The organism is Paenirhodobacter populi (assembly GCF_004022215.1).
Taxonomy (GTDB): Bacteria; Pseudomonadota; Alphaproteobacteria; order Rhodobacterales; family Rhodobacteraceae; genus Rhodobacter; species Rhodobacter populi.
The window spans coordinates 36,557-61,886 of sequence record NZ_SAUZ01000005.1; the positions used below are offsets into that span (position 1 = coordinate 36,557).

The 25,330-nt window shown below is 67.9% G+C and carries 23 protein-coding genes and 2 pseudogenes; 5 read left to right on the plus strand and 20 right to left on the minus strand.

Going from position 1 to position 25,330, the window contains the following annotated elements:
- Window positions 1–63 precede the first annotated feature (63 nt).
- Genes D2T30_RS05970 through D2T30_RS05990 form a run of 5 tightly spaced genes read right to left on the minus strand, consistent with a single transcriptional unit; the run spans window position 64 to window position 3,405 of the window.
- Complete coding sequence (locus D2T30_RS05970; RefSeq protein WP_128208154.1) at window positions 64–768, minus strand: energy-coupling factor ABC transporter ATP-binding protein; 705 nt, start codon at window positions 766–768, stop codon at window positions 64–66.
- Window positions 765–1,475, minus strand: a complete 711-nt coding sequence (gene cbiQ, locus D2T30_RS05975; RefSeq protein WP_128208155.1) for a cobalt ECF transporter T component CbiQ — start codon at window positions 1,473–1,475, stop codon at window positions 765–767. Before cbiQ ends, D2T30_RS05970 begins: the two co-directional genes overlap by 4 nt.
- Window positions 1,472–2,026, minus strand: a complete 555-nt coding sequence (locus D2T30_RS05980; protein WP_128208156.1) for a cobalamin biosynthesis protein CbiL — start codon at window positions 2,024–2,026, stop codon at window positions 1,472–1,474. Before D2T30_RS05980 ends, cbiQ begins: the two co-directional genes overlap by 4 nt.
- A complete protein-coding gene (cbiM, locus tag D2T30_RS05985) occupies window positions 2,023–2,637 on the minus strand; it encodes a cobalt transporter CbiM (protein WP_128208157.1) in 615 nt (204 codons plus the stop codon). Before cbiM ends, D2T30_RS05980 begins: the two co-directional genes overlap by 4 nt.
- Window positions 2,638–3,405 (minus strand): DUF4198 domain-containing protein, encoded by a 768-nt coding sequence (locus D2T30_RS05990; protein ID WP_128208158.1) that lies wholly within the window; start codon window positions 3,403–3,405, stop codon window positions 2,638–2,640.
- Window positions 3,406–3,507: 102 nt separating this feature from the next.
- Between D2T30_RS05990 and nikR the strand changes: the two genes are divergently transcribed.
- The 3 genes and pseudogenes from nikR to D2T30_RS24090 form a co-directional block, all read left to right on the plus strand.
- Window positions 3,508–3,993, plus strand: a complete 486-nt coding sequence (nikR, locus tag D2T30_RS05995) for a nickel-responsive transcriptional regulator NikR (protein ID WP_128208159.1) — start codon at window positions 3,508–3,510, stop codon at window positions 3,991–3,993.
- Window positions 3,990–4,199: pseudogene (locus tag D2T30_RS24085) on the plus strand (tyrosine-protein phosphatase); the annotation flags it as partial. The gene nikR and the pseudogene D2T30_RS24085, both read left to right, overlap by 4 nt.
- Window positions 4,200–4,234: 35 nt before the next feature.
- Window positions 4,235–4,735: pseudogene (locus D2T30_RS24090) on the plus strand (tyrosine-protein phosphatase); the annotation flags it as partial.
- 154 nt (window positions 4,736–4,889) lie between these two features.
- Here D2T30_RS24090 and D2T30_RS06010 read toward each other — a convergent pair.
- A complete protein-coding gene (locus tag D2T30_RS06010) occupies window positions 4,890–7,067 on the minus strand; it encodes a heavy metal translocating P-type ATPase (protein ID WP_128208162.1) in 2,178 nt (725 codons plus the stop codon).
- A 76-nt stretch (window positions 7,068–7,143) separates the two neighbouring features.
- Between D2T30_RS06010 and D2T30_RS06015 the strand changes: the two genes are divergently transcribed.
- Window positions 7,144–7,572, plus strand: a complete 429-nt coding sequence (locus D2T30_RS06015) for a MerR family transcriptional regulator (RefSeq protein WP_128208163.1) — start codon at window positions 7,144–7,146, stop codon at window positions 7,570–7,572.
- A gap of 4 nt (window positions 7,573–7,576) precedes the next feature.
- Here the strand turns inward: D2T30_RS06015 and mnhG are convergent, their stop codons facing one another.
- The 10 genes from mnhG to choX all read right to left on the minus strand — a co-directional run bounded on the left by mnhG (window position 7,577) and on the right by choX (window position 20,816).
- Window positions 7,577–7,930: a monovalent cation/H(+) antiporter subunit G gene (gene mnhG, locus D2T30_RS06020; RefSeq protein WP_128208164.1), complete on the minus strand. Its 354-nt coding sequence runs from the start codon at window positions 7,928–7,930 to the stop codon at window positions 7,577–7,579.
- On the minus strand, window positions 7,927–8,208 hold the full coding sequence (locus tag D2T30_RS06025) for a K+/H+ antiporter subunit F (protein WP_128183246.1): 282 nt from the start codon (window positions 8,206–8,208) through the stop codon (window positions 7,927–7,929). The genes mnhG and D2T30_RS06025 overlap by 4 nt, the downstream gene beginning before the upstream one ends.
- Window positions 8,205–8,690, minus strand: a complete 486-nt coding sequence (locus D2T30_RS06030; protein WP_128208165.1) for a Na+/H+ antiporter subunit E — start codon at window positions 8,688–8,690, stop codon at window positions 8,205–8,207. Before D2T30_RS06030 ends, D2T30_RS06025 begins: the two co-directional genes overlap by 4 nt.
- Entirely contained in the window at window positions 8,687–10,333 is a 1,647-nt protein-coding gene (locus tag D2T30_RS06035) for a monovalent cation/H+ antiporter subunit D (protein WP_128208253.1), read from the minus strand. The genes D2T30_RS06030 and D2T30_RS06035 overlap by 4 nt, the downstream gene beginning before the upstream one ends.
- A 2-nt stretch (window positions 10,334–10,335) precedes the next feature.
- A complete protein-coding gene (locus D2T30_RS06040; protein ID WP_128183242.1) occupies window positions 10,336–10,677 on the minus strand; it encodes a Na+/H+ antiporter subunit C in 342 nt (113 codons plus the stop codon).
- Window positions 10,677–13,565 (minus strand): monovalent cation/H+ antiporter subunit A, encoded by a 2,889-nt coding sequence (locus D2T30_RS06045; RefSeq protein ID WP_128208166.1) that lies wholly within the window; start codon window positions 13,563–13,565, stop codon window positions 10,677–10,679. The genes D2T30_RS06040 and D2T30_RS06045 overlap by 1 nt, the downstream gene beginning before the upstream one ends.
- Before the next feature lie 261 nt (window positions 13,566–13,826).
- Complete coding sequence (locus D2T30_RS06050) at window positions 13,827–16,946, minus strand: multidrug efflux RND transporter permease subunit (protein WP_128183238.1); 3,120 nt, start codon at window positions 16,944–16,946, stop codon at window positions 13,827–13,829.
- A gap of 2 nt (window positions 16,947–16,948) precedes the next feature.
- Complete coding sequence (locus tag D2T30_RS06055; protein ID WP_128208167.1) at window positions 16,949–18,148, minus strand: efflux RND transporter periplasmic adaptor subunit; 1,200 nt, start codon at window positions 18,146–18,148, stop codon at window positions 16,949–16,951.
- A gap of 207 nt (window positions 18,149–18,355) precedes the next feature.
- Window positions 18,356–19,867, minus strand: a complete 1,512-nt coding sequence (betC, locus tag D2T30_RS06060) for a choline-sulfatase (protein ID WP_128208168.1) — start codon at window positions 19,865–19,867, stop codon at window positions 18,356–18,358.
- Window positions 19,868–19,880: 13 nt separating this feature from the next.
- Window positions 19,881–20,816 carry a choline ABC transporter substrate-binding protein gene (choX, locus tag D2T30_RS06065; RefSeq protein ID WP_128208169.1) on the minus strand — a complete coding sequence of 312 codons (936 nt, stop codon included), beginning with the start codon at window positions 20,814–20,816 and terminating at the stop codon, window positions 19,881–19,883.
- Between the two features lie 101 nt (window positions 20,817–20,917).
- On the opposite strand from choX, the gene D2T30_RS06070 reads away from it, so the two are divergent.
- Window positions 20,918–21,811, plus strand: coding sequence for a LysR family transcriptional regulator (locus D2T30_RS06070; RefSeq protein WP_128208170.1), 894 nt, complete (start codon window positions 20,918–20,920; stop codon window positions 21,809–21,811).
- Window positions 21,812–21,821: 10 nt separating this feature from the next.
- On the opposite strand, the gene D2T30_RS06075 is transcribed toward D2T30_RS06070, so the two are convergent.
- Genes D2T30_RS06075 through D2T30_RS06090 form a run of 4 tightly spaced genes read right to left on the minus strand, consistent with a single transcriptional unit; the run spans window position 21,822 to window position 25,304 of the window.
- Window positions 21,822–22,541, minus strand: a complete 720-nt coding sequence (locus tag D2T30_RS06075) for a sulfate/molybdate ABC transporter ATP-binding protein (RefSeq protein ID WP_128183228.1) — start codon at window positions 22,539–22,541, stop codon at window positions 21,822–21,824.
- Between the two features lie 8 nt (window positions 22,542–22,549).
- The gene (gene cysW / locus D2T30_RS06080; protein ID WP_128183226.1) at window positions 22,550–23,419 is read right to left on the minus strand and encodes a sulfate ABC transporter permease subunit CysW; all 870 of its coding nucleotides are present in this window, start codon (window positions 23,417–23,419) and stop codon (window positions 22,550–22,552) included.
- On the minus strand, window positions 23,412–24,281 hold the full coding sequence (cysT, locus tag D2T30_RS06085; protein ID WP_128183224.1) for a sulfate ABC transporter permease subunit CysT: 870 nt from the start codon (window positions 24,279–24,281) through the stop codon (window positions 23,412–23,414). The genes cysW and cysT overlap by 8 nt, the downstream gene beginning before the upstream one ends.
- A gap of 15 nt (window positions 24,282–24,296) precedes the next feature.
- Entirely contained in the window at window positions 24,297–25,304 is a 1,008-nt protein-coding gene (locus D2T30_RS06090; RefSeq protein WP_128183222.1) for a sulfate ABC transporter substrate-binding protein, read from the minus strand.
- Window positions 25,305–25,330 lie beyond the last annotated feature (26 nt).

Here is a 25,330-nt window from a genome sequence, read left to right on the forward strand (position 1 = left end):
TGAATTTGCGCGTCAGCGCAAAGAGGGGGCTGGCCCCCTGCCTCGCCCACCGTTCCGCGCGCCCTAACCTTTCGGATGCAGATGCGGATGGCTGTGCAGATGCGGATGGTCGTGGATTTCCGCCTCGACCAGCGCGCCGTCGCGCATCAGCATCGCGCGGGTGGCAAGCCCGGCGACGAAGCCCGCGTCATGCGACACAAGGATCATCGCCCCGTCGAACGCCTCCAGCGCAGCGCGCAGCCGCGCCATGTTTTCCGCGTCGATGCCGTTCGTCGGTTCATCGAGCAGCAGTACCTCGGGCCGCATCGCCAGCAGCCCGGCCAGACAGACGAGCCGCTTTTCCCCGCCCGAAAGCCGGTGCGTGACCCGTTCCGCCAGATGCGCGATGCCAAGCGCCTCCAGCGCCTCCAGCGCGCGGGCGCGCGCCCCGGCCGCCGTCGCGCCGGTGTTGAGCGGGCCGAAGGCCACATCCTCGGCCACGGTCGGGCAGAACAACTGATCGTCGCTGTCCTGAAACAGAAAGCCGATCCGCGGGCGGAAGGGGCGGAAGTCCCTTTCGCCACCGCAGGCGTTGCCGAACAGCGCGATCCGCCCCGCGACGGGTCGTTCCAGCCCGACGACGCACCGCAAAAGCGTGGTCTTCCCCGCCCCGTTCGGCCCGACGATCGCCAGCCGCTCGCGCGTCCCCAGCCGCAGCGACAGCCCGCGCAGCACCGCCGCACCGCCGCGCGTCACCGTCAGGTCCGACAGGGCGACGACCGGGATCATCCGCGATCCGCCAGCACAAGCACGACGCCCAGCCCCGCCGTCAGCACCACCCCGCGCCAGTCCCGCAGGCCCGGCCGGGGCAGGGCGGCATGGGGAAAGCGGCCGGTGAACCCCCGGCAGCGCATCGCCTCGTCCACCCGGCGGGCGCGGTCCAGCGCGCGCAGGATCACCATCCCGATCAGGTTGCCGTAGCTGCGCCAGCTGTGCCGGTTCGTGCCGGGGCGAAAGCCGCGCGCCCGCATCGCCTCGCGCAGGCGGCGGATCTCGTCGCGGATCAGCGCCAGATAGCGCGGCGTCAGGGCAAAGATCCGCACCAGCGGCTCGGGCAGGCGCAGGGCATGCAGCGCGGCGCCCAGCCGGGCGGGCTCCACCGCGCCCAGAAACGCCAGCAGCACCAGCGCCGAGGCCAGCACCTTGCACGCCAGCAGCGCCGCCCGCGCCAGCCCCTCGCGGCTCATCTCCAGCGGGCCGAGGGTCAGCAGCGGCGTTCCCGGCAGGGTGAAGGGCAGCATGACGAACAGCAGCAGAACGAACCCCTCGACATGGCGCAACCGGCGCAGGGGAACGCGCCCAAGGCTCGCCACCGCCAGCACCGCCAGCGCGGCACCGGCCACCGGCAGGTGGCTCAGTTGCGACAGACACGCCACCAGCACGAAGGCCGCGATCAGCCGCAGCCGCAGATCCCCGGGCACCAGCCGCGCGATCACCGCCGCCCCCGCAGGTAAAGCCCCATCCCCGCCAGCCCGACGATCAGAAACAGGCCCGACAGGACATCGGTGATCCGCATCCGCGAATCCATCGCCTCGATCCGTTCGAGAAGGGGCGCGATCTGGCGTTGCACAGCACGCTCCACGGCTTCGGTGTCGGGTGCGGGCGCGGCGCTCCTCCCGCCGTCGGCCAGCGAGGCCGGGGCAGGCGCCACCGGCGCCACCGGGGGGGCGCCGAACCTCTCGGCTTTCACCACCGCCTCGGCCATATGGCCATCGTGGGTGTCGATCCGCACGGCGATGTCGTCGGTGACTGGATCGGGCGCAGTAAAGCGATAGCGTCCCTCGCCATCCGTCCGGCCCTGCGTGATACGGGCACCACCCGCATCCTGCGCCCACCAGTCCGCTCCCTGCGCTCGCCCGCCGCCGACGAAGAAGGCGTAGCCCGTCACGTCCCCTCCCTCCACCGTCGCGAACAGCCGCAGCTTGTGCGCCTCGGCGGGCAGGGCGAGCGACAGGAACAGGATCAGCGGCAGGATCAGGCGGGTCATCGCACCTCCGGCGCAAGCGCCTCGGGTTCCACCCGCGCAAGGAAGCCGATCACCGTCGCGGTGATCGCCGCTTCGGCCAGCGCCAGCGGCAGGTAAGTCGCCAGCATCACCCGCGCGATGGGCATGTAATCCGAGGACGACAGCCACAGGCACAGCGCCACCATGCCGCCCGTCGCCAGCACCGATCCGCCGCCCGCCAGCGCGGCCAGCGCCGCCCGCTGCCCGGGCCGCACCGCGCGGCGGATCGGCGGACCCAGCACCATTCCCGCGATCACCCCCGGCAGCGCGATGTTCACCGTATTCACCCCCAGCGTCGTCAGCCCGCCGAACCCGAACAGCACCACCTGCAGCACCAGCCCGACCAGCACCGCGACAAAGGCACCGCTGCCCAGCATGATCCCCATCAGCCCGGACAGCAGCAGATGCACGCTCGACGGCCCCATCGGCACCGAAATCAGCGACCCGGCGAAGAAGGCCGCCGACAAGAGCGCCGTGCGCAGGATCGCCCGGTCGTCCAGCCGCCGCAGCGCCAGTCCGATCCCCGCCGCCGCGATCGCCGCCCCGCCGATCAGCACCGGCGCCGCCAGGATGCCGTCCGGGATATGCGCCATCTACTCGGCCCTCATGTCGGTGGCCTTCACCCAGATCAGCCCGCCCTCCTCGACGGGCACCTCGCGCCCGTCGGGGGCGGTCATGGTCCGCTCCGCCTCGGTCAGCGCGGCAAAGCCCCACCATCCGGCGCGCGGCATCGCATAGCTGAAGGTGCCGTTCGCGTCGGCCTTGATGACCTGCGTGATGAAATCGTCGTTCGGCGGGATGACGGAGCCGTCGTTGATGAACTCCACCTCGATCTCGGCAAAGGGCACGGGCGCGCCGTCCCTGCGCACGATGCCGGTGAACAGGTTCCCGGTCCACAGCCCGTTCGGCCGGCTCAGCGGCTCGATCTCCACCGGCAGGCCGACGAGCGCATCCCACCCCTCGCCCGAGGCGAAGCCATCCACCACCACCTTGGCGTAATGCACGATCATCTTGCCCTCGGCCGGTTCCCAATAGGGCTGCGGGGCGACGAAGAAGATCGCGGCGCCGGGCTCGGTCAGGTCGGTGGTCGCGGTCCAGGCCTGCACCCCGTCGATCGGCGCGGGGGTCAGCGCGGGCAGCAGGTCACGCACCGCGCCCTGCGCCAGCATCCCGAACCGCGCGGGGCGCGCCATCTCCATCACCGGGCCGCGCTCGACCGGATGGGTGAAGGTCAGGTCGATCGTCACCGGCCCGCCATCGGCCAGCACATCCGCCAGCGGGATGATCTGCTGGAAATGCGCCTGCGCGGGCAGGGCGGCAAGACAGGCGATCGCCAGTCCGGCGGGCGGCAGAAGGCGCATGGGGACTCCGTATGAATAATTCTCGGATTATTCATACATCGGGGGCGCCCCCGCGCAACCCTTTCGCTTCTCAAGCCCGCGAGCGGCTGCTAGGCTCGCGCCATGCAACGCACGACGATCACGCTCGATGACGATCTCGCCGCCGAACTGGAGGCCTATCTCGCGCGCAACGGCGGGCAGAGCCGGTCCGAGGCGATCCGCGACCTGATCCGCCGCGGTCTTGGCCAAAGCGCCCCGCCGCCCGGGGGCGCGGGCTGCTATGGCATCGTCAGCTATGTGGTCGATCAGTCGGTGCGCAATCTGGCGGCGCGGCTGCCGCAGGGGCGGCTCGACCGGCACGACCAGACGGTGGCGGCGCTGTCGGTGCCGCTCGATCACAGCCATGCGGTCGAGATCTCGGTGATGCGCGGCGCGGCGCGGGACGTTTCGGCCTATGCCGAGGCGCTGTTTCTGGAACGCGGCGTGATGCACGGCGCGCTCGGCCTGATCCCGGTGGCCGAGGATACGGTCTGGCATGTCCACAACGACGGGTCGAGCCATGCCCACAGCCATCCGCGGGTTCTGGCAGGCTTCAGGGGCACCGAATGACACAGACGATCGAAACACAGACCATCGAAACAAGGACCATCGACCTGCCGGGCGTCGCGAACCTGCGCGATCTGGGCGACCTGCCGTCCCCGGGCGGCATGACCCGGCGCGGCAGGCTTTTGCGCTCGGACAGCCTGCACCGGCTCGATGCGGCGGGACAGGGGCGGCTGCGCGACCTCGGCCTGACCACGGTGATCGACCTGCGCGCGGCGAGCGGGCCGCCCGCGCCCCCAACCCCTTCGCCACGATGCCGGGGATCGCCTATCACAACATCTCGCTCTTCGAGGGGATCCTGCCGCGCGCGGAGGCCCCGGATGTCCTGCAGGACATGTATCTGCGGGCGCTGGAGGCGCGCGGCGCGGCCTTCGCGCAGGTCATGACCCTGATCGCCGAAGCACCCGAGGGCGCGGTCCTGTTCCATTGCGCGGCGGGCAAGGATCGGACGGGGATGACGGCGGCGCTGGCCCTGACGATGGCGGGCGTGGCCGAAGAGGCGGTGGTCGCCGATTACGCGCTGACGGCGGACCGGCTGGCGCCGATCCGCGAAACCCTGATCGCCCATGCCGTGGCCGAGGGCTACAGCGCCGAAAGCTTCCGCCCGCTGCTCGCCTGCGCGCCCGAAACCATGGCGGCCACCCTCGCCGCCCTGCGCGCGCGCTTCGGCTCGGTCCCCGACTATCTCGCGGGCATCGGCCTCGGTCGGGCGGCGCTTGCCCGGCTCGAACGGCGCCTGACGGCCTGATCCCGCGAATATCCCGCAAGACAGGCCATCCGGCCTTCCGGGAAAGGGCGCGCCCCGCCGATCACGCGACCCCTTCTCCTTCATTCTTCCCTAAATATCCCGGGGGTGAGCCCGGAACGGGCGAGGGGGCTGGCCCCCTGCGACCTCACCGCCACTACTCCCGCTCCGGATCTACGCGCAACAGCCGCAGCGCGTTCAGCGTGACCAGAACCGTCGCCCCGGTATCCGCGAGGATCGCCAGCCACAGCCCCGTCACCCCAAGGATCGAGGTCAGCAGGAACACCCCCTTCAGTCCAAGCGCCAGCGCGATGTTCTGCCGGATATTCGCCATCGTCCGGCGCGCGAGCAGGATCTGCGCCGCGACATCCGTCACACGGTCGCGCAGGATCGCGGCATCGGCGGTCTCCAGCGCCACGTCGGTGCCCGATCCCATCGCCACGCCCACATCCGCCTGCTTCAGCGCCGGGGCGTCGTTGATGCCGTCGCCGACCATCATCACCCCGCCGGTTGCAGACAATTCGCGGATCGCGGCCAGCTTGTCCTCGGGCAGCATTCCGGCGCGGTAATCCATGCCCAGCCCGCCCGCGATCGCCGCCGCCGTGCGGGGATTGTCGCCGGTCAGGATCGTCGCCCCCAGACCCATCGCCTTCAGCTGCCGCATCGCCTCGGGCGCGTCGTCGCGGGGTTCGTCGCGCAGCGCGATCAGGCCAAGCGCCCGGTCCCCGCGCCAGACCACCACCGTGGTCTTGCCCTGATGTTCGAGCTGCGTGGCTGCCTCGAACCCGGCATCCGACAGCAGACCCGCCTCGCGCGCATGTCGCGGCGAGCAGACGCCGGCGGGGATGCCGTCGACCTCGGCCTCGACCCCCCGGCCGGGGATGGCGCGGGCCGCGCGCGCGGGCAGGGCAGGCGCACCCTGCGCCGCAGCATGAGCCGCAACCGCCACGGCCAGCGGATGGCTGGATCCCGCCTCGACCGCGGCGGCGGCGGCCAGCATCCCGGCTACCGTCGCACCGTCCAGCGCCACCACATCGGTCACCGCCGGGCGGCCGTGGGTCAGCGTGCCGGTCTTGTCGAAGGCGACATGGCGCACCTTTGCCGCCGCCTCGATCACCGCGCCGCCCTTCATCAGCAACCCGCGCCGCGCCCCCGCCGACAGGGCCGAGGCGATCGACGCGGGGACCGAGATCACCAGCGCGCAGGGGCAGCCGATCAGCAGAAGCGCCAGCCCGCGATAGAGCCATGTCCCCCAGTCGGCGCCGAAGGCCAGCGGCGGCACCAGCACCACCAGCGCCGCGAGGCCGGTGATCGCGGGCATGTACCAGCGGCTGAAACGGTCGATGAAACGCTCGGTGGGGGCGCGGGCTTCCTCAGCCTCCTCGACCAGCCGGACGATGCGGGAAATGGTGTTGTCGGCGGCGGCCCTGTCGACGGTGACACGCAGCGCGGCCTCGGTGTTCACCGAACCGGCAAAAACCTTTTCGCCCGGGCCCCGCGTGCGGGGGATGCTCTCGCCGGTGACCGGGCTTTCATCGACGCCCGAGATCCCGTCGAGCACCGTTCCGTCCGCCGGGATCCGCGCGCCCGGGCGCACCAGCACGACCTGCCCGGGCCGCAGGCTGTCGGCCGCGACTTCGTGCACACCGTCGCCGGTTTCCAGCAGCGCGCTGCGCGGCACGAGGCCCGCCAGCGCCCGGATGCCCGCGCGTGCCTTGCCCGCCGCGACGCCTTCCAGCACCTCGCCCACCGCGAAGAGGAAGACGACCAGCGCCGCCTCCGCCGCCGCGCCGATGAACAGCGCGCCGATGGCGGCGATCGTCATCAGGCTTTCGATGGTGAAGGGCTGGCCCATGCGCAGCGCGGCAAAGGCCCGCCGCGCGATGGGGGTGAGCCCGATCAGACAGGCGCCGGCAAAGGCCCATTCGCCCGCCGCCCCGCCGAAAACCCAGCGGACCGCCCAGGCGATCAGCAAGAGCCCCCCGGTGAGCAGCACCAGACGCCCCCCCGCCGTGCGATACCACGACAGGTCGCGGTCGGCCGGATCGCCGTGGGAATGGTGATCGTGGGCAACGTGGCCGGGCGGCGCATCCTTTGCCGCGATCCTGTAGCCAAGCGCCCGCACCGTCGCCTCGACCGCCCGACGCGGGGTCGCGGTTTCGTCGAGCGTCAGCCGCAGCCGTTCCGACATCAGCGCGAGATCCACCCCGGACACGCCGGGCAGCCTGCCGACGGCGTTGCGGACCTTGGCCGCGCAGCCCGCGCAATCCATGCCCGTCACGGTCCATTCGCAGGTTTCCGGGGCGCTTTGCGGCTGTGCGGTGTCTTTCGCCATGATCCTCTCCGTCCGGGCTTGTCTCCGTCGAAGGGGAACCTAATCTCTCTAGTAACTATAGCTTCAAGAGGCCGCGATGCTGACGATCGGAAAACTTGCGCAGGACACGGGCGTGAAGGTGCCCACGATCCGCTATTACGAACAGATCGGGCTGCTGCCCGAACCGGGGCGCAGCGCGGGGAACCAGCGGCTTTACGGACAGGGGCAGCTGGAACGGCTGCGCTTCATCCGCCATGCCCGCGATCTGGGCTTTCCGCTGGAGGCGATCCGGGACCTGCTGTCGCTGTCCGACCGGCCGGACCAGCCCTGTGCGGCGGCGGACGGGATCGCGCGGGCGCAGCTTGACGCCGTGCGGGCGCGGATCCGGCGGCTGAAGGCGCTGGAGGGGGAGCTGGAACGCATGGTCGCGCAATGCGCGCACGGCACGATCCGCGATTGCCGGGTGATCGAGGTGCTGGGCGATCACGCGCTTTGCGCGCAGGACCATCCCGCCGCCGCCGGGTGACGGGTCACTCGGGCTTGTCGGACTGGTTGCCGCCGGGCAGGTCGGGCGTTCCCTCGGCCTGATCGCGCTGCACCGCCGCGCGGGACAGCAGCAGCATCGTCACCGGCGTGGTGATCATGATGAAGATGCCGATGATGATGTCATGCAGCACCGGCTTGCCCGACAGGCCGCTGTAGAACAGCATCGAGGCCAGCACGACCGACCCCGTGCCCCAGCTGGTGATCATCGAGGGCGCGTGCATCCGCTGATAGAAGCTGCCGAGCCGCACCACGCCGCTGGCCCCGATCAGCGACAGCGTCCCGCCGATCACCAGAAGCACCGCCGCCGGAATGGCCAGCCAGAGGGGAATGTCGTTCATTCGATCACCTCGCCGCGGAACAGGAATTTCGCCAGCGCCACCGAGGTCACGAACCCCAGCACCGCCATGATGACCGCCGCCTCGAAAAAGAAGCTGGTGCCCATCCGCATGCCCGAAACCATCACCAGCAGCATGGTCGAGGCGTAAAGCGTATCGAGCGCCATCACCCGGTCCTGCGCGCGCGGACCGCGTATCAGGCGCCAGCAGCACAGGCAGGCGGCGATGGCGATGGCCGTCTGCGCATAGGCAAGGGCATAGGACAGGATCGTGGCGCTCATGCGAAGATCTCCATCAGGGCGGCCTCGTAACGGTCGCGGATGAGGGCGTGCCAGTCGATCCCGCCGCGTTCGAGCACATGCAGCAGCAGCTCGCCCGTATCGGGATCGTAGTTGATCCAGACGCTGCCCGGTGTCGCGGTGACGATCAGCGACAGGATGGCCAGCGGCGCCGGATCGCGCATCCGCAACGGCACGGTGAGGAAGCCGGGGCCTTCGGGTCCCGTCAGCGGCTTGCGCAGGATCACCTTGGCCACGTCGACGTTGCTTTTCGCGATGTCGTAGCCGACGATGAAGAACAGCCGGACCACCTTCCACGGCTTTTTCAGCTTCGGTCCCTCGGGCTCGATCGCGCCAAAGGCCCAGCCGGCGAAAAGCGCGACGATCGTGCCGAGCAGCAGCTGCCCGACCGAAAAGCTGGTCAGCAGCAGCCACATCAGGATCAGCGACAGGGTAATCAGCGGGTGGGGGAGCAGCCGTTTCATTCGGCGGGAACCTCCTCTTGCTGGGCGGCCTCTTCCTCGACCGAGGGGGCGGTCAGCACGCCGTTCGCGTAGATCGTCGGATTGAGCAGCGACTGGGCCGTATCCTCCATGTAGCGCAGGGTGTCCTGCCCCTTGATCGTCATCAGGCAGATCATCCCGATCAGGATCAGCACCGGCGCGAATTCCAGCGCCAGCACCTTGGGGGGCGGGCCCTCGGTCGCCCAGAAGGTCTGGATCCCGATCCGCACGAGGCCGATCAGCGTGGCGAAACCGGAAAACAGCAGCAGCGCCAGGAATCCCCAGCCAAGCGATGGCGTCAGCGCGGTGCTGTCCAGCAGCCCCGACAGGATCGCCACTTTGCCGATGAAGCCGGTCAGCGGCGGCAGGCCCGCGAGCACCAGCACGCAGGCGGCGAAGCTGAGGCCAAGCACGGTCAGCGTCGCGGGGATCGCAAGACCCATTTCCGGCGCGCTGTCATCCTCGGGCTGGTCGAGGCCATAGGCGTCGGCGGTCAGCGCGAGGATCGCGGCGATGCCGCCTTCGCCCCGGCTCAGCGGTTCGACCAGCAGGAACAGCGCCCCCGTCGCAAGGGTGGAACTGACGAGGTAGAACAGCGCCCCGCCCAGCATCTTTTCGCCCCCGCCCATCAGCGCGAAGCCGATCACCGTCAGCAGCGTGCCGGAGGAGACGAGCACCTGATAGGCCGTCATCCGGCCAAGCCCCTGCGACGCCATCGTGCCGAGCACGCCGAAGATCACCGTGGCGAAACCGGCGGCGACCAGCACCTCGGCCCCGAAGCCGGCGGATGGCCCGGCCGCGACCCCGAAGGTCAGCATCGACAGCCGCAGGATCACGTAGATCCCCACCTTGGTCATGAGCGAGAACAGCGCCCCCACCGGCGCCGAGGCCGCCGAATAGGTGCCCGGCAACCAGAAGGACAGCGGCCAGATCCCCGCCTTGACCAGAAACGCCAGCCCCAGCAGCGCCGCCCCGGTGCGGAACAGCGGCAGCTCGCTTTCCGGCAGCATCGGCACCAGTTTCGACAGATGCGCCATGCTCAGCGTGCCGGTGATCCCGTAGATCATGCTGACGCCGATCAGGAACAAGAGCGAGGCGGCAAGGTTGATCGCGATGTAATGCAGCCCGTTGCGCACCCGCACCTGACCAGAGCCATGCAGCACGAGGCCATAGGAGGCGGCCAGCAGCACCTCGAAAAACACGAAGAGGTTGAACAGGTCGCCGGTCAGGAAGGCGCCGTTCAGCCCCATCAGCATGAACTGGAACAGCGCGTGGAAATGCTGCCCCTGCTTGTGCCAGCCGGCGGCGGAATAGATCAGCGCCGGAATGGCCAGCAGCGCCGTCAGCATCAGCATCATCGCCGCCAGCCGGTCCAGCACCAGCGTGATCCCGAAAGGCGCGGTCCAGTCGCCCAGCAGGTAGAAGGCGATCTCGCCCCCCTGTCCGGTCAGACCGGAGCCCTTGGTGCGGCTCATCAGGTCGATCGAGATGATGAGCAGCAGCACCGTCGACACGAGGCTGAGGCCAAGCTTCGCCCGCCGCTGCCGTTCGTCATACAGCAGCGTCAGCGCCCCGGTGATGAACGGGATGACGACCGGCGCAATGATTAGGTGTTGGGCCGCGATCATCAGTCCTTGTCCTTCCCGTCGACGTGGTCGGTGCCGGTCATCCCGCGCGAGGCCATCATGACCACGAGGAACAGCGCCGTTGTGGCAAAGCTGATGACGATCGCCGTCAGCACCAGCGCCTGCGGCAGCGGGTCCGCATAGCGCGTCGGATCAACGAAGCCGCCCTTGGGCATGATCGGCGGCTGGCCCACGGTCAGCCGCCCCATCGAGAAGATGAACAGGTTGACCGCATAGGACAGTAGCGCCAGCCCGATGATCACCTGGAAGGTGCGCGGCCGCAGCAGAAGCCAGATCCCCGAGGCGGACAGGATGCCGATCGCGGCCGACAGGATCAGTTCCATCAGGCGGTCTCCTTCTTTTTCTCGGCCTCTTCCTCGGCCTCGCGCATACGGGCGGCGCGGAGCGACTGGTGCGCGATGGCGATGAGCATCAGCACCGTGGCGCCGACGACCAGCGAGAACACACCTAGGTCGAAGATCAGCGCCGTGGCGGCGGGCGTCTTGCCGATTAGCGGCAGGTCGATATAGCGCGCATGCGCCGTCAGGAACGGATAGCCAAAGGCCCATGCGCCGATGCCGGTGGCCCCGGCGATCAGCAGGCCGAAGCCCATCCAGCGGATCGGCAGCACGGTGATCCGCGCCTCGATCCAGCGCACGTTCGTCGCCAGATATTGCAGCAGCAGCGCCGTCGCGATCGTCACCCCGGCCGAGAAGCCGCCCCCCGGCAGGTCATGGCCGCGGAAGAACAGGTCCGCCGCCACCACGATCAGCACCGGGAACATGTATTTCATGATCATCGAGGCGATGAGCAGGTAGTTGCCCAGCATCTTCGGTGTCGATCCCCGCTGTTGCGCGGGGGCGGCGATGCTTTCCGGGGCAGGGCGGAAGCGGCGCAGCAGCGCGAAGACGGTCAGCCCGACGATCGCCAGAACGGTGATCTCGCCAAACGTATCGAAGGCGCGGAAGTCGACGAGGATGACATTGACCGTATTGGTGCCGCCGCCTTCATAATAGGCATTGCGCAGGAACCAGTCGCCGATATTGGGTACCAGCGGCCGGGTCATCACCGCATAGGCCATCGCGGCCAGACCCGCCCCGGCGACCGAGGCGATCACCAGATCCCATATGCGCCGGATCCGCGCGGGCAGCAGCCTGTCGGCGGCGATTTCCGACCGGCGCCGCGGCAGCCAGCGCAGACCGAGCAGCAGCAACACCGTCGTCACCAGCTCGACCAGCAACTGCGTCACTGCAAGGTCGGGCGCAGAGAACCAGGCGAAGGTCAGGCAGGTGATCGTGCCCGCGCCCCCCAGCAGCACCAGCGCCGCGAAGCGGTGGTATTTCGCCTGCCAGGCCGCCGCGATGGCGCAGGACGCGCCGACCACCCACATCAGCCCGAAGGCCAGATTGGGCGTGTTCCATTTGGCTATCGGCCCGATGAAGCCCGAATTCCACAGCGCCGCGAATCCCACCGCCAGCGCCAGCAGCACCATGATCCGCAACTGCAGCTGCAGCTTTTCGGTGCCGACGAAGCCGTGGATCATCCGCGGCCATTTCCAGCTCAGCCGCAGCATCAGCCATTCGTAGATCTTCTGGCCGCGGATCATGTGGAAGAAGGGCGGGCCCTCGGGCCCGCGCGCCACCCAGCGTCCGGTCAGCGCATACAGAAGCCCCCCCGCGGCAAGGGCAAGAAGGCTCATCATCAACGGCTCGTTGAACCCGTGCCAGAGCGCGATGTCGTAATGTTCCGTCCCGCGCCCCATCACCGAGGCCAGCGCCGCGTTCAGCACCGCGCCAAGCGTCTGGCCCGGCAGGATGCCGACGATCAGGCAGATCAGCACCAAAAGCTCGACCGGGCGGCGCATCCAGTGCGGCGGCTCATGCGGTTTCTTGGGCAGGTCGGTGGCCAGCGGCCCGAAGAAGACCGAGCCGATGAACCGCGCCGAATAGGCCACGGCGAAGATGCTGGCGACGGTGGCAAGCCAGGGCAGCGCATTGTCGAGCCATGTGCCGTTGTGCCAGCCGACCGCCTCGGCCAGGAACATCTCCTTGGAGATGAAGCCGTTGAGCAGCGGCACCCCGGCCATGGCCCCCGCCGCGACGATGGCCAGCGCCCCGGTGATCGGCATCACCCGGATCAGCCCCGACAGGCGGCGCATGTCGCGCGTGCCGGTTTCGTGGTCGATGATCCCCGCCGCCATGAACAGCGAGGCCTTGAACACCGCATGGTTCACGATGTGGAAGATCGCGGCAAGGATGGCGGCCGAGCCGCCGATCCCCGCCAGCGCGGTGATCAGGCCAAGGTGGGAAATGGTCGAATAGGCCAGCAGCCCCTTGAGGTCATGGCGGAACAGCGCGATCACCGCCCCCATGATCAGCGTGATCATGCCGGTGCCGGTGACGACGTAGAACCACGTATCCGTGCCGCCAAGCGCCGGCGAAAAGCGGATCAGCAGGAACACCCCCGCCTTCACCATCGTCGCCGAATGCAGGAAGGCCGAAACCGGCGTCGGCGCGGCCATCGCGCCCGGCAACCAGAAGTGGAACGGGAACTGCGCCGATTTGGTGAAGGCGCCGATCAGGAACAGCACCATCACCGGCAGATACAGCGGATGCGCGCGGATGATGTCGCCCGAATTCAGGATCCGGTCGAGCTGATAGCTGCCGACGATCTGACCCAGCAGCAGCATCGCGGCCAGCAGGCACACTCCGCCGCCCGCGGTGATGACCAGCGCCGTGCGCGCCCCGTCGCGGGCATTCGGATTGCCGTGCCAGTAGCCGATCAGCAGGAAGGAAAAGATCGAGGTCAGTTCCCAGAACACCACCAGCATCAGGGCGTTGCCGGACAGCAGGATGCCCAGCATCGCGCCGGTGAAGGCCATCAGGAAGGAATAGAACCGTGGCACCGGATCGGTCTTGGACAGGTAGTAGCGCGCGTAGAGCACGACCAGAATCCCGATCGACAGCACCAGCGTCACGAAGAGCCATGCGAAGCCGTCCAGCCGGAAGCTGAGGTTCAGCCCGATCGCCGGCACCCATTGCACCGTGCCCCGGATCACCAGCCCCTGCGAGACCGGATCGTAGAACCCGGCAAGGATCGCCAGACCGCCCGCCATCGTCAGACCCGACAGCCATGCCGCCGCACTATGCGCGTTTACCGGAAGGGTCGCCGCCGCGACGGCCCCGACGAAAGGCAGCAGCACGAGGATCAGCAGAAGATTTTGTTCGATCATCGTGCGGCGGACCTTCTCCTTCGTGGTGGTGCGGCGCTTATGGCACGACGAATCAGGAGGCGCAAAGGCATGGATTCCACGCCGCCTGGATGAATCGGACTGCCGTGCAGGAGAGCCACGCTGAAAATGCCCCAATTGCGGGGGCAAGATCAACCGCCCGCAGCCGGAATTTTATGGTTCTTTCGGCATTTATCCGAAGATTTCGGAAACGTGATCACAGTGGGCGCGCGGGACCCGGGCCGCGTGCGGCCCGGGCGCGGATCATTCCGCCGGAACCGCCTGCGACCGGCGCCGGCGCGGGAACCGGCCCACGACGGTCATGACCGCGACATAGAGCACCGGCACCATCACGATGCCGAACAGCGCCGAGAAGGTGATCCCCCCCAGCATGCCGATGCCGATCGAATGCTGTGCCGCCGCGCCCGCGCCGGTGGCGATGGCCAGCGGCAGCACGCCGAGCGCGAAGGCGAAGGTGGTCATCAGGATCGGCCGCAGCCGCAGCCGCCCCGCCATCACCGTCGCCTTGGCGAGGCTGTGGCCCTCTTTCCGCAGGGCTTCGGCAAACTCGACGATCAGGATGGCGTTGCGCGCCGCAAGGCCGATGGTCGTCAGCATGCCCACCTTGAAATAGACATCGTTCGACTGGCCGAAGATCTTGGCCGCGATCATCGCCCCAAGGATCCCCACCGGCACCGACAGCATGACGGAAAACGGCACCGACCAGCTTTCGTAAAGCGCGGCGAGGCACAGGAACACGACCAGCGCCGAAAGGGCATACAGGATCGGCTCCTGCGCGCCGGCGATCCGTTCCTGCAAGGACAGGCCGACCCAGGCGACGCCGTAGTTGCCGGGCAGCTCGCGCACCAGTTCCTCCATCTTCGCCATCGCCTCGCCGGACGAAACGCCCTCGGCGGAATCGCCGGTGATCTCGATCGCGTTGGTGCCGCCGTAGCGCACCAGCCCCGAGGGCATCGGCTGCCAGCTTTGCGTCATCACCGCGGCGAAGGGCACCATCTCGCCCTGCGAATTGCGGGCATACCAGTTGAACACATCCTCTGGCTGCATCCGCCAGGGCGCGTCGCCCTGCACGATGACCTGGCGCAGCTTCTGGTTCAGGGTGAAATCGTTGACGTAATTGCCCGCGAAGATGGTCGAGAGCATCGAGTTCAGCGTCGACAGCGACAGCCCGAAGGCCTGCGCCTTCTGCAGGTCGATGTCGAGCTGCAGCGAGGGCGTGTTGGCCGCGCTGTTGCCGCGCAGCCCGGTGATGATGCCCGAGGCCTCGCCATTCGCGACCAGCGCGTCGGCGGCATCGTGCAGCGCATCGTTGCCGTTCCCCGCCGTGTCGATCAGATACATGGTGAAGCCCGAGGAACTGCCCATCCCCTGAATCGCCGGGGGCTGCATGAAGACCACCTGCCCGAGCCGGTTGTTGCGGTAATGCGCGCCGGCGATCTCGGCCAACTGGCCCGCCGACATATGCGGCCGTTCGGCGTAATCCTTCAGCCGGATGAAGATCTGCGCCCGGTTCTGCCCGGTGCCGCCGAAGCTGAACCCCACCGCCGCGAAGACCGAGGCGACGTAATCCTTCTGTTCCGTCAGCAGGTAGTTCTCGATGTCGCGCACGGCGGCTTCGGTCTGGTCGCGGGTGGCGTTGTCGGGGGTGGTGACCTGCGCCATCAGCGTGCCGCGATCCTCGGGCGGCACGAAGGAACTGGGCAGGTCGCGATAGACATACCAGATGCCGACCCCGACGGCGACGAGGACGAGCACCATCCGGAACGGCCGCCGGATCAGCCGCCCGACAAGGCCCGCATAGCCGTCGGTCAGCTTTGCGACGCCGCGGTTGAAGGCGCGGGCGGGGGGGAATTTCACCTCGCCGTGGTTCGGCTTCAGCAGGCTTGCGCACATCGCGGGCGTCAGGATCAGCGCGACGAACAGCGACAGCACCATGGCCGAGATGATGGTGACCGAGAATTGCCGGTAGATCACCCCGGTCGAGCCGCTCATGAAGGCCATCGGCAGGAACACCGCCGACAGCACCAGCACGATGCCCACAAGGGCCGAAGAAATCTCCCCCATCGACTTTTCCGTGGCGGCCACGGCGTCGAGCTTTTCCTCCTCCATCACGCGCTCGACGTTCTCGACCACGACGATGGCGTCATCGACCAAGAGCCCGATCGCCAGCACCAGCGCGAACATCGACAATGTGTTGATCGACATGCCGAAGACCGACAGCACCCCGAACGTGCCCAGCAGCACGATCGGCACCGCGATCGTCGGGATGATCGTCGCGCGCCAGCTTTGCAGGAAGACGAGGATGACGAGGAAGACCAGAACGACCGCCTCGGCCAGCGTGTGATAGACGCGGTTGATCGACTGTTCGACGAAGGGCGAGGTGTCGAACGGATAGACCACCGTCACCCCATCGGGCAGCGAGGGCTGGATCTGCGCGATGGTGGCGCGCACGTTTTCGGCCGTGCGCACGGCGTTCGCGCCCACCGCGAGGTTCACCCCGAACCCGGCCGAGGGCTGGCCGTTGAACCGCGAGGCGGAGCTGAGATCCTGCGAGTCGATCTCGATCCGCGCGACATCGCCCAGATAGATGGTCGAACCGTCCGCCGCCGTGCTCAACGCGATGCGCTGGAATTCCTCGATCGTCGAAAGCTGGGCGCGGGCGTTCATCGGCACGGTGATCTGCTGACCCCCGACCACCGGAAGCGAGCCGAGGTTGCCCACCGTCACGTTGCGGTTCTGGTCAGAGACCGCGCTGGTCACGTCATCGGGCGTCAGCGCGTATTTGTATAGCTTGGTCGGGTCGAGCCAGATCCGCATCGCATAGGGCGAGGAGAACTGGTTGATCGAACCCACGCCATCGGTGCGCTGGATCGGGTCCTTGATCGTGCGGTCCAGAAGGTCGCCCAGCTGTTGCTGGGTCATCATGCCGTTCTGGTCGATCAGCGCGCCGATCATCAGGATCGACGAGGTTGACCGGGTGACCGAAACCCCGCGCGCGGTCACCGCGCTTGGCAGGTTGCCCTGCACCAGTTGCAGCTTGTTCTGCACCGAGACCTGCGCCATGTCCGGATCGACGGTATTGTCGAAGACCAGCGTGATGCTCGACCGTCCCTGCGTGGAATTCGAGGTCATGTAGGTCAGGCCGTCGAGCCCGGTCAGCCCGTCCTCGATCACCGTGGTGACGGAATTCTGCACGGTCAGGGGGTTCGCCCCGGTATAGGTGGCGGAAATCCGCACCGTGGTGGGGGCGATCTGCGGATATTGCGAAATCGGCAGCGTGGTCAGCCCGAAGAAGCCCGCAAGCATGACGATGAACGCCAGGACCCACGCGAAGACCGGGCGATGGATGAAGAATTTCGCCATGCTCAGTTGACCCCGGTGGCGGGGGCGCTGTCATCGGGGGCGGGCGCGCCGTTCTGCACGAGGCCGAATTCATCGACATGCGCCTCGACGGGGATGACCGCGCGGCCGGCGGTCACGCTTTTGAGCGCGTCGAGAATGACCCGGTCGCCTTCCTGCAGGCCGGCGGTGACGATCCAGTTGTTGCGGTAGGTCCCGGTCGAGGTCAGCGTCACCTGCCGGGCCTTGTCCTCGTTGTCGACGATGAAGGCGGTCAGCTCGCCGGTCGAGGACCGCGCCGTCGCGCGCTGCGGCACGAGGAAGCCCTGCATCGTGCCAAGCGTGACGAAGCCGCGCAGGAACATGCCGGGCATGATCCGGTGATCGGGGTTTTCAAAGGCGAAGCGGACGGTGATCGTGCCGGTCGAGGTCGAGACCACCGCCGAGGGCGTCACCAGCTGGCCCGAACCCGTGTAGACCTCGCCGTTTTCCAGATAGAGCGTCGCCTCGGCCCGCTGGTTCGGGGTCAGGATGCCGTCGTCGATCCGGCGGCGGATGTCGAGGAACCGCATCGAGGGTTCCAGCATGTCGACATAGATCGGGTCGAGCCGCGTCACCGTGGTCATCGCCGTGGCCTGACCCGCGGTGACCAGATCGCCGACGGAGACGGACTGCACCTCGGGGATGCCCTCGATCGGGCTGGTGATCGTGGTCCAGGAAAGCTGCGTCTTCGCATAGTCGAGCGCGGCCCGCGCGGCATCGAGTTCGGCCTTGGCGGCGGCGAGTTCGTATTGCGCGGTTTCGACGTCCACCCGCGTGGCGCCCTGATTGACCAGCCGCGTGGCGCGGTCGAAGGCCGCCTGTTTCACCGGCACGTTGGCCTCGGCGGTGGCAAGCGTCGCCGCATCCGAGGCGACGGCCGCGACATAGGCCGCATCGTCAAGCTGGAACAGCGGCGTGCCCGCCGATACCGGCGTGCCGGGGGTATACAGGATCTTCGTCACGACACCGCCGACGCGGGGCCGCACGGCGACCTGTTCATAGGCGACGGCGCGGCCGGGCAGGTCGAAGCCCTGCGGCACGGGCTGGCGCTTCATCGCCATCACGCCGACCGAGACGGGCGCCTGCTTCCCCGCGGTCTGCGCCCCGGCGACGGGGGCGGAAAGCATCAGTCCCAGACAAAGGCTCGCGCCGATCCCGATCAGTTTTCGCGCCGCGTATGTCATGCCCGGATCCGCCTTGGGTGTTCTGCCACTGGTTGCGGGGAGTGTAACGGCGAACAGGTGCCGGACGTAAGCTGCCGATCGGCGAAATCACGCGAATTTTTCGTGTCCCGCCCTTCAAGCATCCGTGAACGGGATGAAGGATTGCGCGGTTGCCCGGCGGACGGGCAGGACGTGGCACGGGCCGGGCCGGCGCCACGTCTTGGCGGGTCATTCGCCCCGCGGGTAGCGCTGGTTTTCCTCCAGCACGTTCAGGTCCATGTGGTTGCGCATGTAACGCTCGGACGCCTTCTGCAACGGCTGGTAATCCCACGGGAAATAGGCGCCGTTGCGCAGCGCCTCATAGACCACCCGCCGGCGCGCCTGGCTTTCGCGCACGGCCAGATCGAAGGCTTCGAGGTTCCATCGCGCCTCGGCCTGCCGGCGCAGACCGGCGAAGATCCCGGCATGGTCGGGCGAGGCGGCAAGGTTGGTGCGTTCCTGCGGATCGGCCTCGAGATCGAACAGCATCGGCGGATCGGCCGCGCACAGGGTGAGCTTCCAGCGCCCGTCGCGCAGACCGACAAGCGGCGCGACCGAGCCTTCGGCCGCATATTCCATCGGCACCGGCCCGCGTGCGCCGCCCCGCGCCACCGGGGTCAGGTCCGTGCCGTCGGTCCAGCGCGCCAGCGTGCGGATGTCGAGCCCGGCCAGCGCCGCGAGCGTCGGCGTCACGTCGAGCGTCGAGACCGGCGTGTCCACCTTCGCGGGCACCCAGCCGGGGGCCGAGACCATCAGCGGCACCCGCGCCGAGCCCTCGTAGAAGCACATCTTGAACCACAGGCCCCGCTCGCCCAGCATGTCGCCGTGGTCCGAGACGAACAGGATGATCGTATCCTCATCCATCCGGCCGCGGTGCAGGACGTCGAGGATCTCGCCCACCTTTTCGTCGATGTAGGAGATGTTGGCGAAATAGCCCCGCCGCGCGCGACGGATATTCTCGGGCGTGATGTCGAAGGCGCGGAAGTCGCAGGCCTCCAGCAGGCGCTGCGCATGGGGATCCTGCTCCGCGAAGGGCAGGGCGGGGACGTCGGGATCCAGCGCCGGGCAGTCCTCATACAGATCCCAGAACCGGCGCCGCGCCACATAGGGGTCATGCGGATGGGTGAAGCTGACCGTCAGGCACCACGGCCGGTCATCGAGCCTGCGCGACAGGTCATACAGCTTGGCGGTGGCGTGATAGGCGACCTCGTCGTCATATTCCATCTGGTTGGTGATCTCGGCCACGCCCGCGCCGGTGACGGAGCCGAGGTTGTGATACCACCAGTCGATCCGCTCGCCGGGCTTGGTGTAATCGGGCGTCCAGCCGAAATCGGCGGGGTAGATGTCGGTCGTCAGCCGTTCCTCGAACCCGTGCAGCTGGTCCGGGCCGACGAAATGCATCTTGCCCGACAGCATGGTGCGATAGCCCGCCCGGCGCAGGTGATGCGCATAGGTCGGAATGTCCGAGGCGAATTCGGCCGCATTGTCATAGACCCGCGTCCGGCCGGGCAATTGCCCGGACATGAACGAGGCCCGCGCCGGGGCGCAGAGGGGACTTGCCGTATAGGTATTGGCGAAGCGCACGGAGCGCCTCGCCAGAGCCTTGAGATTCGGGGCATGGAGAAAATCGGCAGGGCCATCGGGGAACAGCGTCCCGTTGGCCTGATCCACCATCAGGATCAGGATATTCGGTCGTTTCATTTCGTGTGGTCGATCAAAGCCCGAGTGCCGCCTTCACCGCCGGTTCCGCCGGGGCGCCGTCAAACGTGGTCACGCCGGCAAGCCACGGGGTCAGCGCCTCGGGGTTGGCCTTGAGCCAGGCGGTGGCTGCGTCCTGCGCATCGGTGCCGGACAGGATTTCCCCCATCAGGGTGTTTTCCATGCCGATCTCGAAGGTCATCTGACGCAGCAGCGTCGCCGCATTCGGGCAGGCCTCGGGCCAGCCCTTGCGGGCGAGGGTGTAGACCTCGGCCCCGCCGTAATCCGGGCCGAAATAATCGTCGCCGCCCGCCAGATATTCGATCTGGAACTGCTCGTTCATCGGATGCGGCGCCCATGCAAGGAAGACGATCCCCTGTTTGGCCTTTTCGGCGCGGTCGACCTGCGCGAGCATCGCCTGTTCGCCGGATTCCACCAGCTCCCACCCCGTCAGGCCGAAATCGGGCGACTCGATGATCTTCTGGATGTTCTGGTTGGCGGGCGCGCCGGGCTCGATCCCATAGATCTTGCGGCCGAAATCATCGCCATGGGCGGCAAGGTCGGCAAAGCTGTGGACGCCCTTCTCGGCCATGTAGGCGGGCACGGCGAGGGTGAATTTCGCCCCCGTCAGGTTCTTGTTCAGCACCTCGATCGCATCGGCCTTGGTCAGATCGTCGATGAAGGCCGATTGCGCGGGCATCCAGTTGCCGAGGAAGGCGTCGATCTCGCCGCTTTTCATCGCCTCGTAGCCGATCGGGACGGAGAGGGTCCGCACATCCGCCGTATAGCCAAGCGCATCCAGCACCACCGAGGCGACGCCATTCGTTGCCGTGATGTCGGTCCAGCCGGGATCGGACAGGCGCACGGTCTTGCAGGCGGCATCCTCGGCATGGGCGGCGGTGCCAAGCACGACAAGGGCAAGCGTGCCGCCCAGCATGGTTGCGAATTTCATCGAAAGCTCCCTGTGCCATATTCGATTCTTATGAGAAGATGGCAGATGATCGCTGTAAAGCGCCATTCTCTTCATGCCAACCCAAAAGGATATTTATACCATTGCGCAAGGTCGACCTGGGCTGGACACGCATCTTCGTCGAGGCCGCGCGCTGTGGCAGCCTGTCCGAGGCGGCGGCGCGGCTGAACATCACGCAACCCGCCGTCAGCTATCAGATCCGCCGGGCCGAGGCGGAATTCGGCACGCCGCTTCTGCGCCGGCTGCACCGGGGGGTGGAGCTGACGGATGCGGGGCGGCGGGTGTTCGACATTCTCGCGCGCGAGGTGGATCAGATCGACCGGCTGGCCGAAGACCTGCGCCGCGGTCCGGCCAAGACCATGCTGCGGCTGTTCACCGATTACGCCTTTTCCGCGCTCTGGCTGATCCCGCGGATCGAACGGTTCCGCGCCGCATGGCCGGAGTTCGACCTGCAGGTGATCGCGACGCAACGCACCGATCCGGCGCAGTTGCAGGCGGGCGATCTTGCGGTGATCTTCGGGCGCGGGGCGGATCTGGGGCGGGGGGCCGTGCCGCTCCTGCCCGAGGTGGTGGTGCCGGTCCGCGCCGCGGGCTTTGCCGCCGGGCTGGCGCAGGCGCCGCTGATCCATCTGGACAGCCAGCAGCATCCCCCGCCGTGGTTCACATGGGCGGATTACTTCGCCGCCTTCGGGATGGAGCGGGAGCCGCGCACCGACCGGGGCGACCTGCGCTTCAACACCTATTCGCTGGTGATCGAGGCGGCGCTGGCAGGCCAAGGGGTGGCGCTTGGCTGGCGCGGGCTGATCGAACCCTTCGTGGAGCGCGGCCTGCTGATCCCGGCCGGGCCGGAGCTGGCGGCGCGGGATGCAGGGGCGGGGGACCGCGGCTATCACATGCTGCCCGGCGGCGGCGATACCGAGGGCCTGCAACGCTGGCTGCTGGCCGAATGCGCCGCGCATGTCATGGCCCGGCGATGAGGCGGCGCCGTCAGGCGGTGATGAACTCCCGCACGAAGGGCGTCGCGGGCCGGGCGCGGATGTCCTGCGGGCGGCCGATCTGCTCGATCCGGCCCATCGACATGACGACGACCAGATCGGCAAGCTCCATCGCCTCTTCCTGATCGTGGGTGACGAAGACGGTGGTGAGGCCGGTGGTGTCGTGGATCTCGCGCAGGCCGTGGCGCAATTCGCGCCGCACCTTGGCGTCGAGCGCGCCGAAGGGTTCGTCGAGCAGCAGCATCCGCGGCTCGATCGCCAGCGCCCGGGCCAGCGCCACCCGCTGCCGCTGCCCGCCCGAAAGCTGGCTCGGATAGCGCGCGGCGATGTCGGGCAACTGGATCAGGTCCAGCAGCTTGGCCACCCGGCGGGCGATTTCCTCTTTCGTCGGGCGCAGCTTGCGCGGGCGGGCGCGCAGGCCGTAGGCGATGTTTTCAAACACCGTCATATGGCGGAAGAGCGCATAGCTCTGGAACATGAAGCCCGCGCGGCGTTGCTGCACGCTCATGCCGGTGGCGTCCTGCCCGTCGAACAGCACCCGGCCCGAGGTCGGATATTCCAGACCGCCGAGGATGCGCAGCAATGTCGTCTTGCCCGAGCCGGACGGCCCCAGCAGCGCCACCAGCGCCCCCGAGGGGATCGCCAGCGAAACCGGATGCAGCGCCGCCGTGGTGCCGAAGCTCTTGGCGATTTCGTCGATGTCGATATGCATGGGAAACCTCAATGACGGCGGGTTGCGGCAAGCTGGTCGGCGAAGCGCAGTTCCAGCAGGGTCTTGAGCAGCAGCGTCAGCAGCGCCAGCGCCGTCAGCACGGCGGCCAGCGAGAAGGCCGCGACCGACAGATATTCGTTATACATCATCTCGATGGTGATCGGCATGGTGGCGGTCTGGCCGCGGATCTTGCCCGACACCACCGCGACGGCGCCGAATTCGCCCATCGCGCGGGCGTTGCACAGCAGCACCCCGTAGAGCAGCGCCCAACGGATGTTGGGCAGCGTCACGGTGAAGAACACCCGCCAGCCCGAAGCCCCCAGCGTCAGCGCCGCCTCTTCCTCGGCCCGGCCCTGTTCGACCATCACCGGAATCAGCTCGCGCGCGACGAAGGGGAAGGTGACGAACATCGTCGCCATCACGATGCCGGGCAGGGCGAAGACGATGGGAAAGCCATGCGCGACGAGCCAGCCGCCCACCGCGGTATTCGCCCCGAAGGCCAGCACGAAGCACAGCCCCGCCACGACCGGCGAGATGGAGAACGGCAGGTCGATCAGCGTGATCAGGAAGGCCTTGCCGCGGAAGTCGAACTTGGTGATGAACCAGGCGGCCGCGATGCCGAACACCGCCGTCAGCGGCACCGAGATCGCCGCGATCAGCAGTGTCAGCCGGATCGCCGATTGCGCGTCGCGGGTGCCAAGGGCGTTCAGCGCCGCCTGCCAGCCGCGGGCCAGCGCCTCGGCGAAGACCACGATGAGCGGCGCGAAGACGAGGATCACGATCCCGAAGACCGCGATCGCGATCAGCACGACCTTGACCCAGAGCCGTTCATCGGTGGCGGAGCGGAAGCGGATCCGCGACAGGGTTGTGTCAGACATTTCCGATCCTCCGCCGGCTCCAGATATGGATCAGGTTGATCGCCAGCAGCGCCACGAAGGAAATCACCAGCATGGCGATGCCGATGGCGGCGGCGCCGTCGTAGTTGAATTCCTCAAGCTGGATCACGATCAGCAGGGGGGCGATCTCGGTCCGCATCGGGATGTTGCCGGCGATGAAGATGACCGAGCCGTATTCCCCCACGGCCCGTGCGAGCGCGAGCGCGAAGCCCGTCAGCGCGGCGGGGGCGAGCGTCGGCCAGATCACCCGGCGCAGGGTGTAAAGCCGCGAGGCGCCGAGCGTGGCCGAGGCTTCCTCGACCTCGCGCTCGACCTCCTCGATCACCGGCTGCACGGTGCGGGTTACGAAGGGCAGGCCGACGAAAACCAGCGCGATGAAAATCCCCCATTGGGTATAGGCGATCTTCCAGCCGGTGCCGGTCAGCGCGAGGCCGATGTCGCGCGCATATTGGCCGAAGAGCCCGTTCGGGGCATAGAGCGCGGTCAGCGCGATGCCCGCGACGGCTGTGGGCAGCGCGAAGGGCAGGTCCACCGCCGCGTCAAGCAGCCGCCGCCCCGGAAAGCGGTAACGCGCCAGAACCCAGGCCAGCAGCACCCCGAAGACGAGGTTGAACACCGCCGCCAGGAACGACAGCCGGAACGACAGGTAAAGCGCGGCCCAGACCCGGTCGCGGTTGATGACGCCCCACATGTTCTCCGGGCCGAACAGGGCGCCCCGCGTCAGCAGGGCGCCGATCGGGATCAGCACGACGATGGAGAGCATGGCGATGGTGATGCCCATGCTCAGCCCGAGGCCGGGCATGGGGGATCGCTGGATCAGGGGCTTGCGCGGCGTGCTGGCCATGACCGTGCCTTTCGGTTACTTCGGCGCGTAGATCTGGTCGAAGAAGCCGCCGTCACCGAAATGCTCGGACTGCACTTTGCCCCAGCCGCCGAAATCCGCAATCGTCACGAGGTCGATTTCCGGAAAGCGGGCCACATCCTCCGGATCGGCCTGCGAGGTATCCCAGGCGCGGTAGAAGTATTTGAACGCCAGCGCCTGCGCCTCGGGCGAATAGAGGTAGTTCAGGTATTCGTCGGCCAGCTTCTGCTGTTCGGGCGAGCCGATGTTGCCCGGCACCAGCGCCACCGGCGGCTCCGCCAGAACCGAGACCGAGGGCACCACGATGTCGAACTGATCCTCGCCCAGCTCTTCGAGCGCCAGATAGGCCTCGTTCTCCCAGGCGAGCAGCACGTCGCCGATGCCGCGCTGCGCGAAAGTAGTGGTCGAGCCGCGCGCCCCGGTATCCAGAACCGGCACATGCTGGAACAGCTCGGTCAGGAATTCCTTCGGATCGCGGTCGTTCTTTTCGGCCCAGGCCCAGGCGGCCAGATAGTTCCAGCGCGCCCCGCCCGAGGTTTTCGGGTTCGGCGTGATGACCTCGACCCCGTCCTGGGTCAGATCGCCCCAGTCCTTGATCCCCTTCGGGTTCCCCTCGCGCACGAGGAAGACGATCGTCGAGGTATAGGGCGAGGAATTGTGCGGCAGCCTCGACTGCCAGTCGGTCGGCAGCTTGCCGGTTTCCGCGATGCGGTCGATGTCGGCGGCAAGCGCCAGCGTCACCACCTGCGCCGAAAGCCCGTCGACCACGGCCCGCGCCTGCGCGCCGGAACCGCCGTGCGAGGTTTCGATCTGGACGCGGGAATTGCCCTCGGCCAGCCAGTGCTTCTCGAACAGCTCGTTATAGGCGCGGTAGAGTTCGCGGGTCGGGTCGTAGCTGACATTCAGCAGCGATTGCGCATGGGCGACCGGGGCAAAGCCCAGAAGGGCCACGGTCAGCGCCGAAAGGGTGCCTCGCAGGCGCGGGCGAAGAAACGGTGTGGACATGGAAATCTCCTGTTGGAAACTGCCGG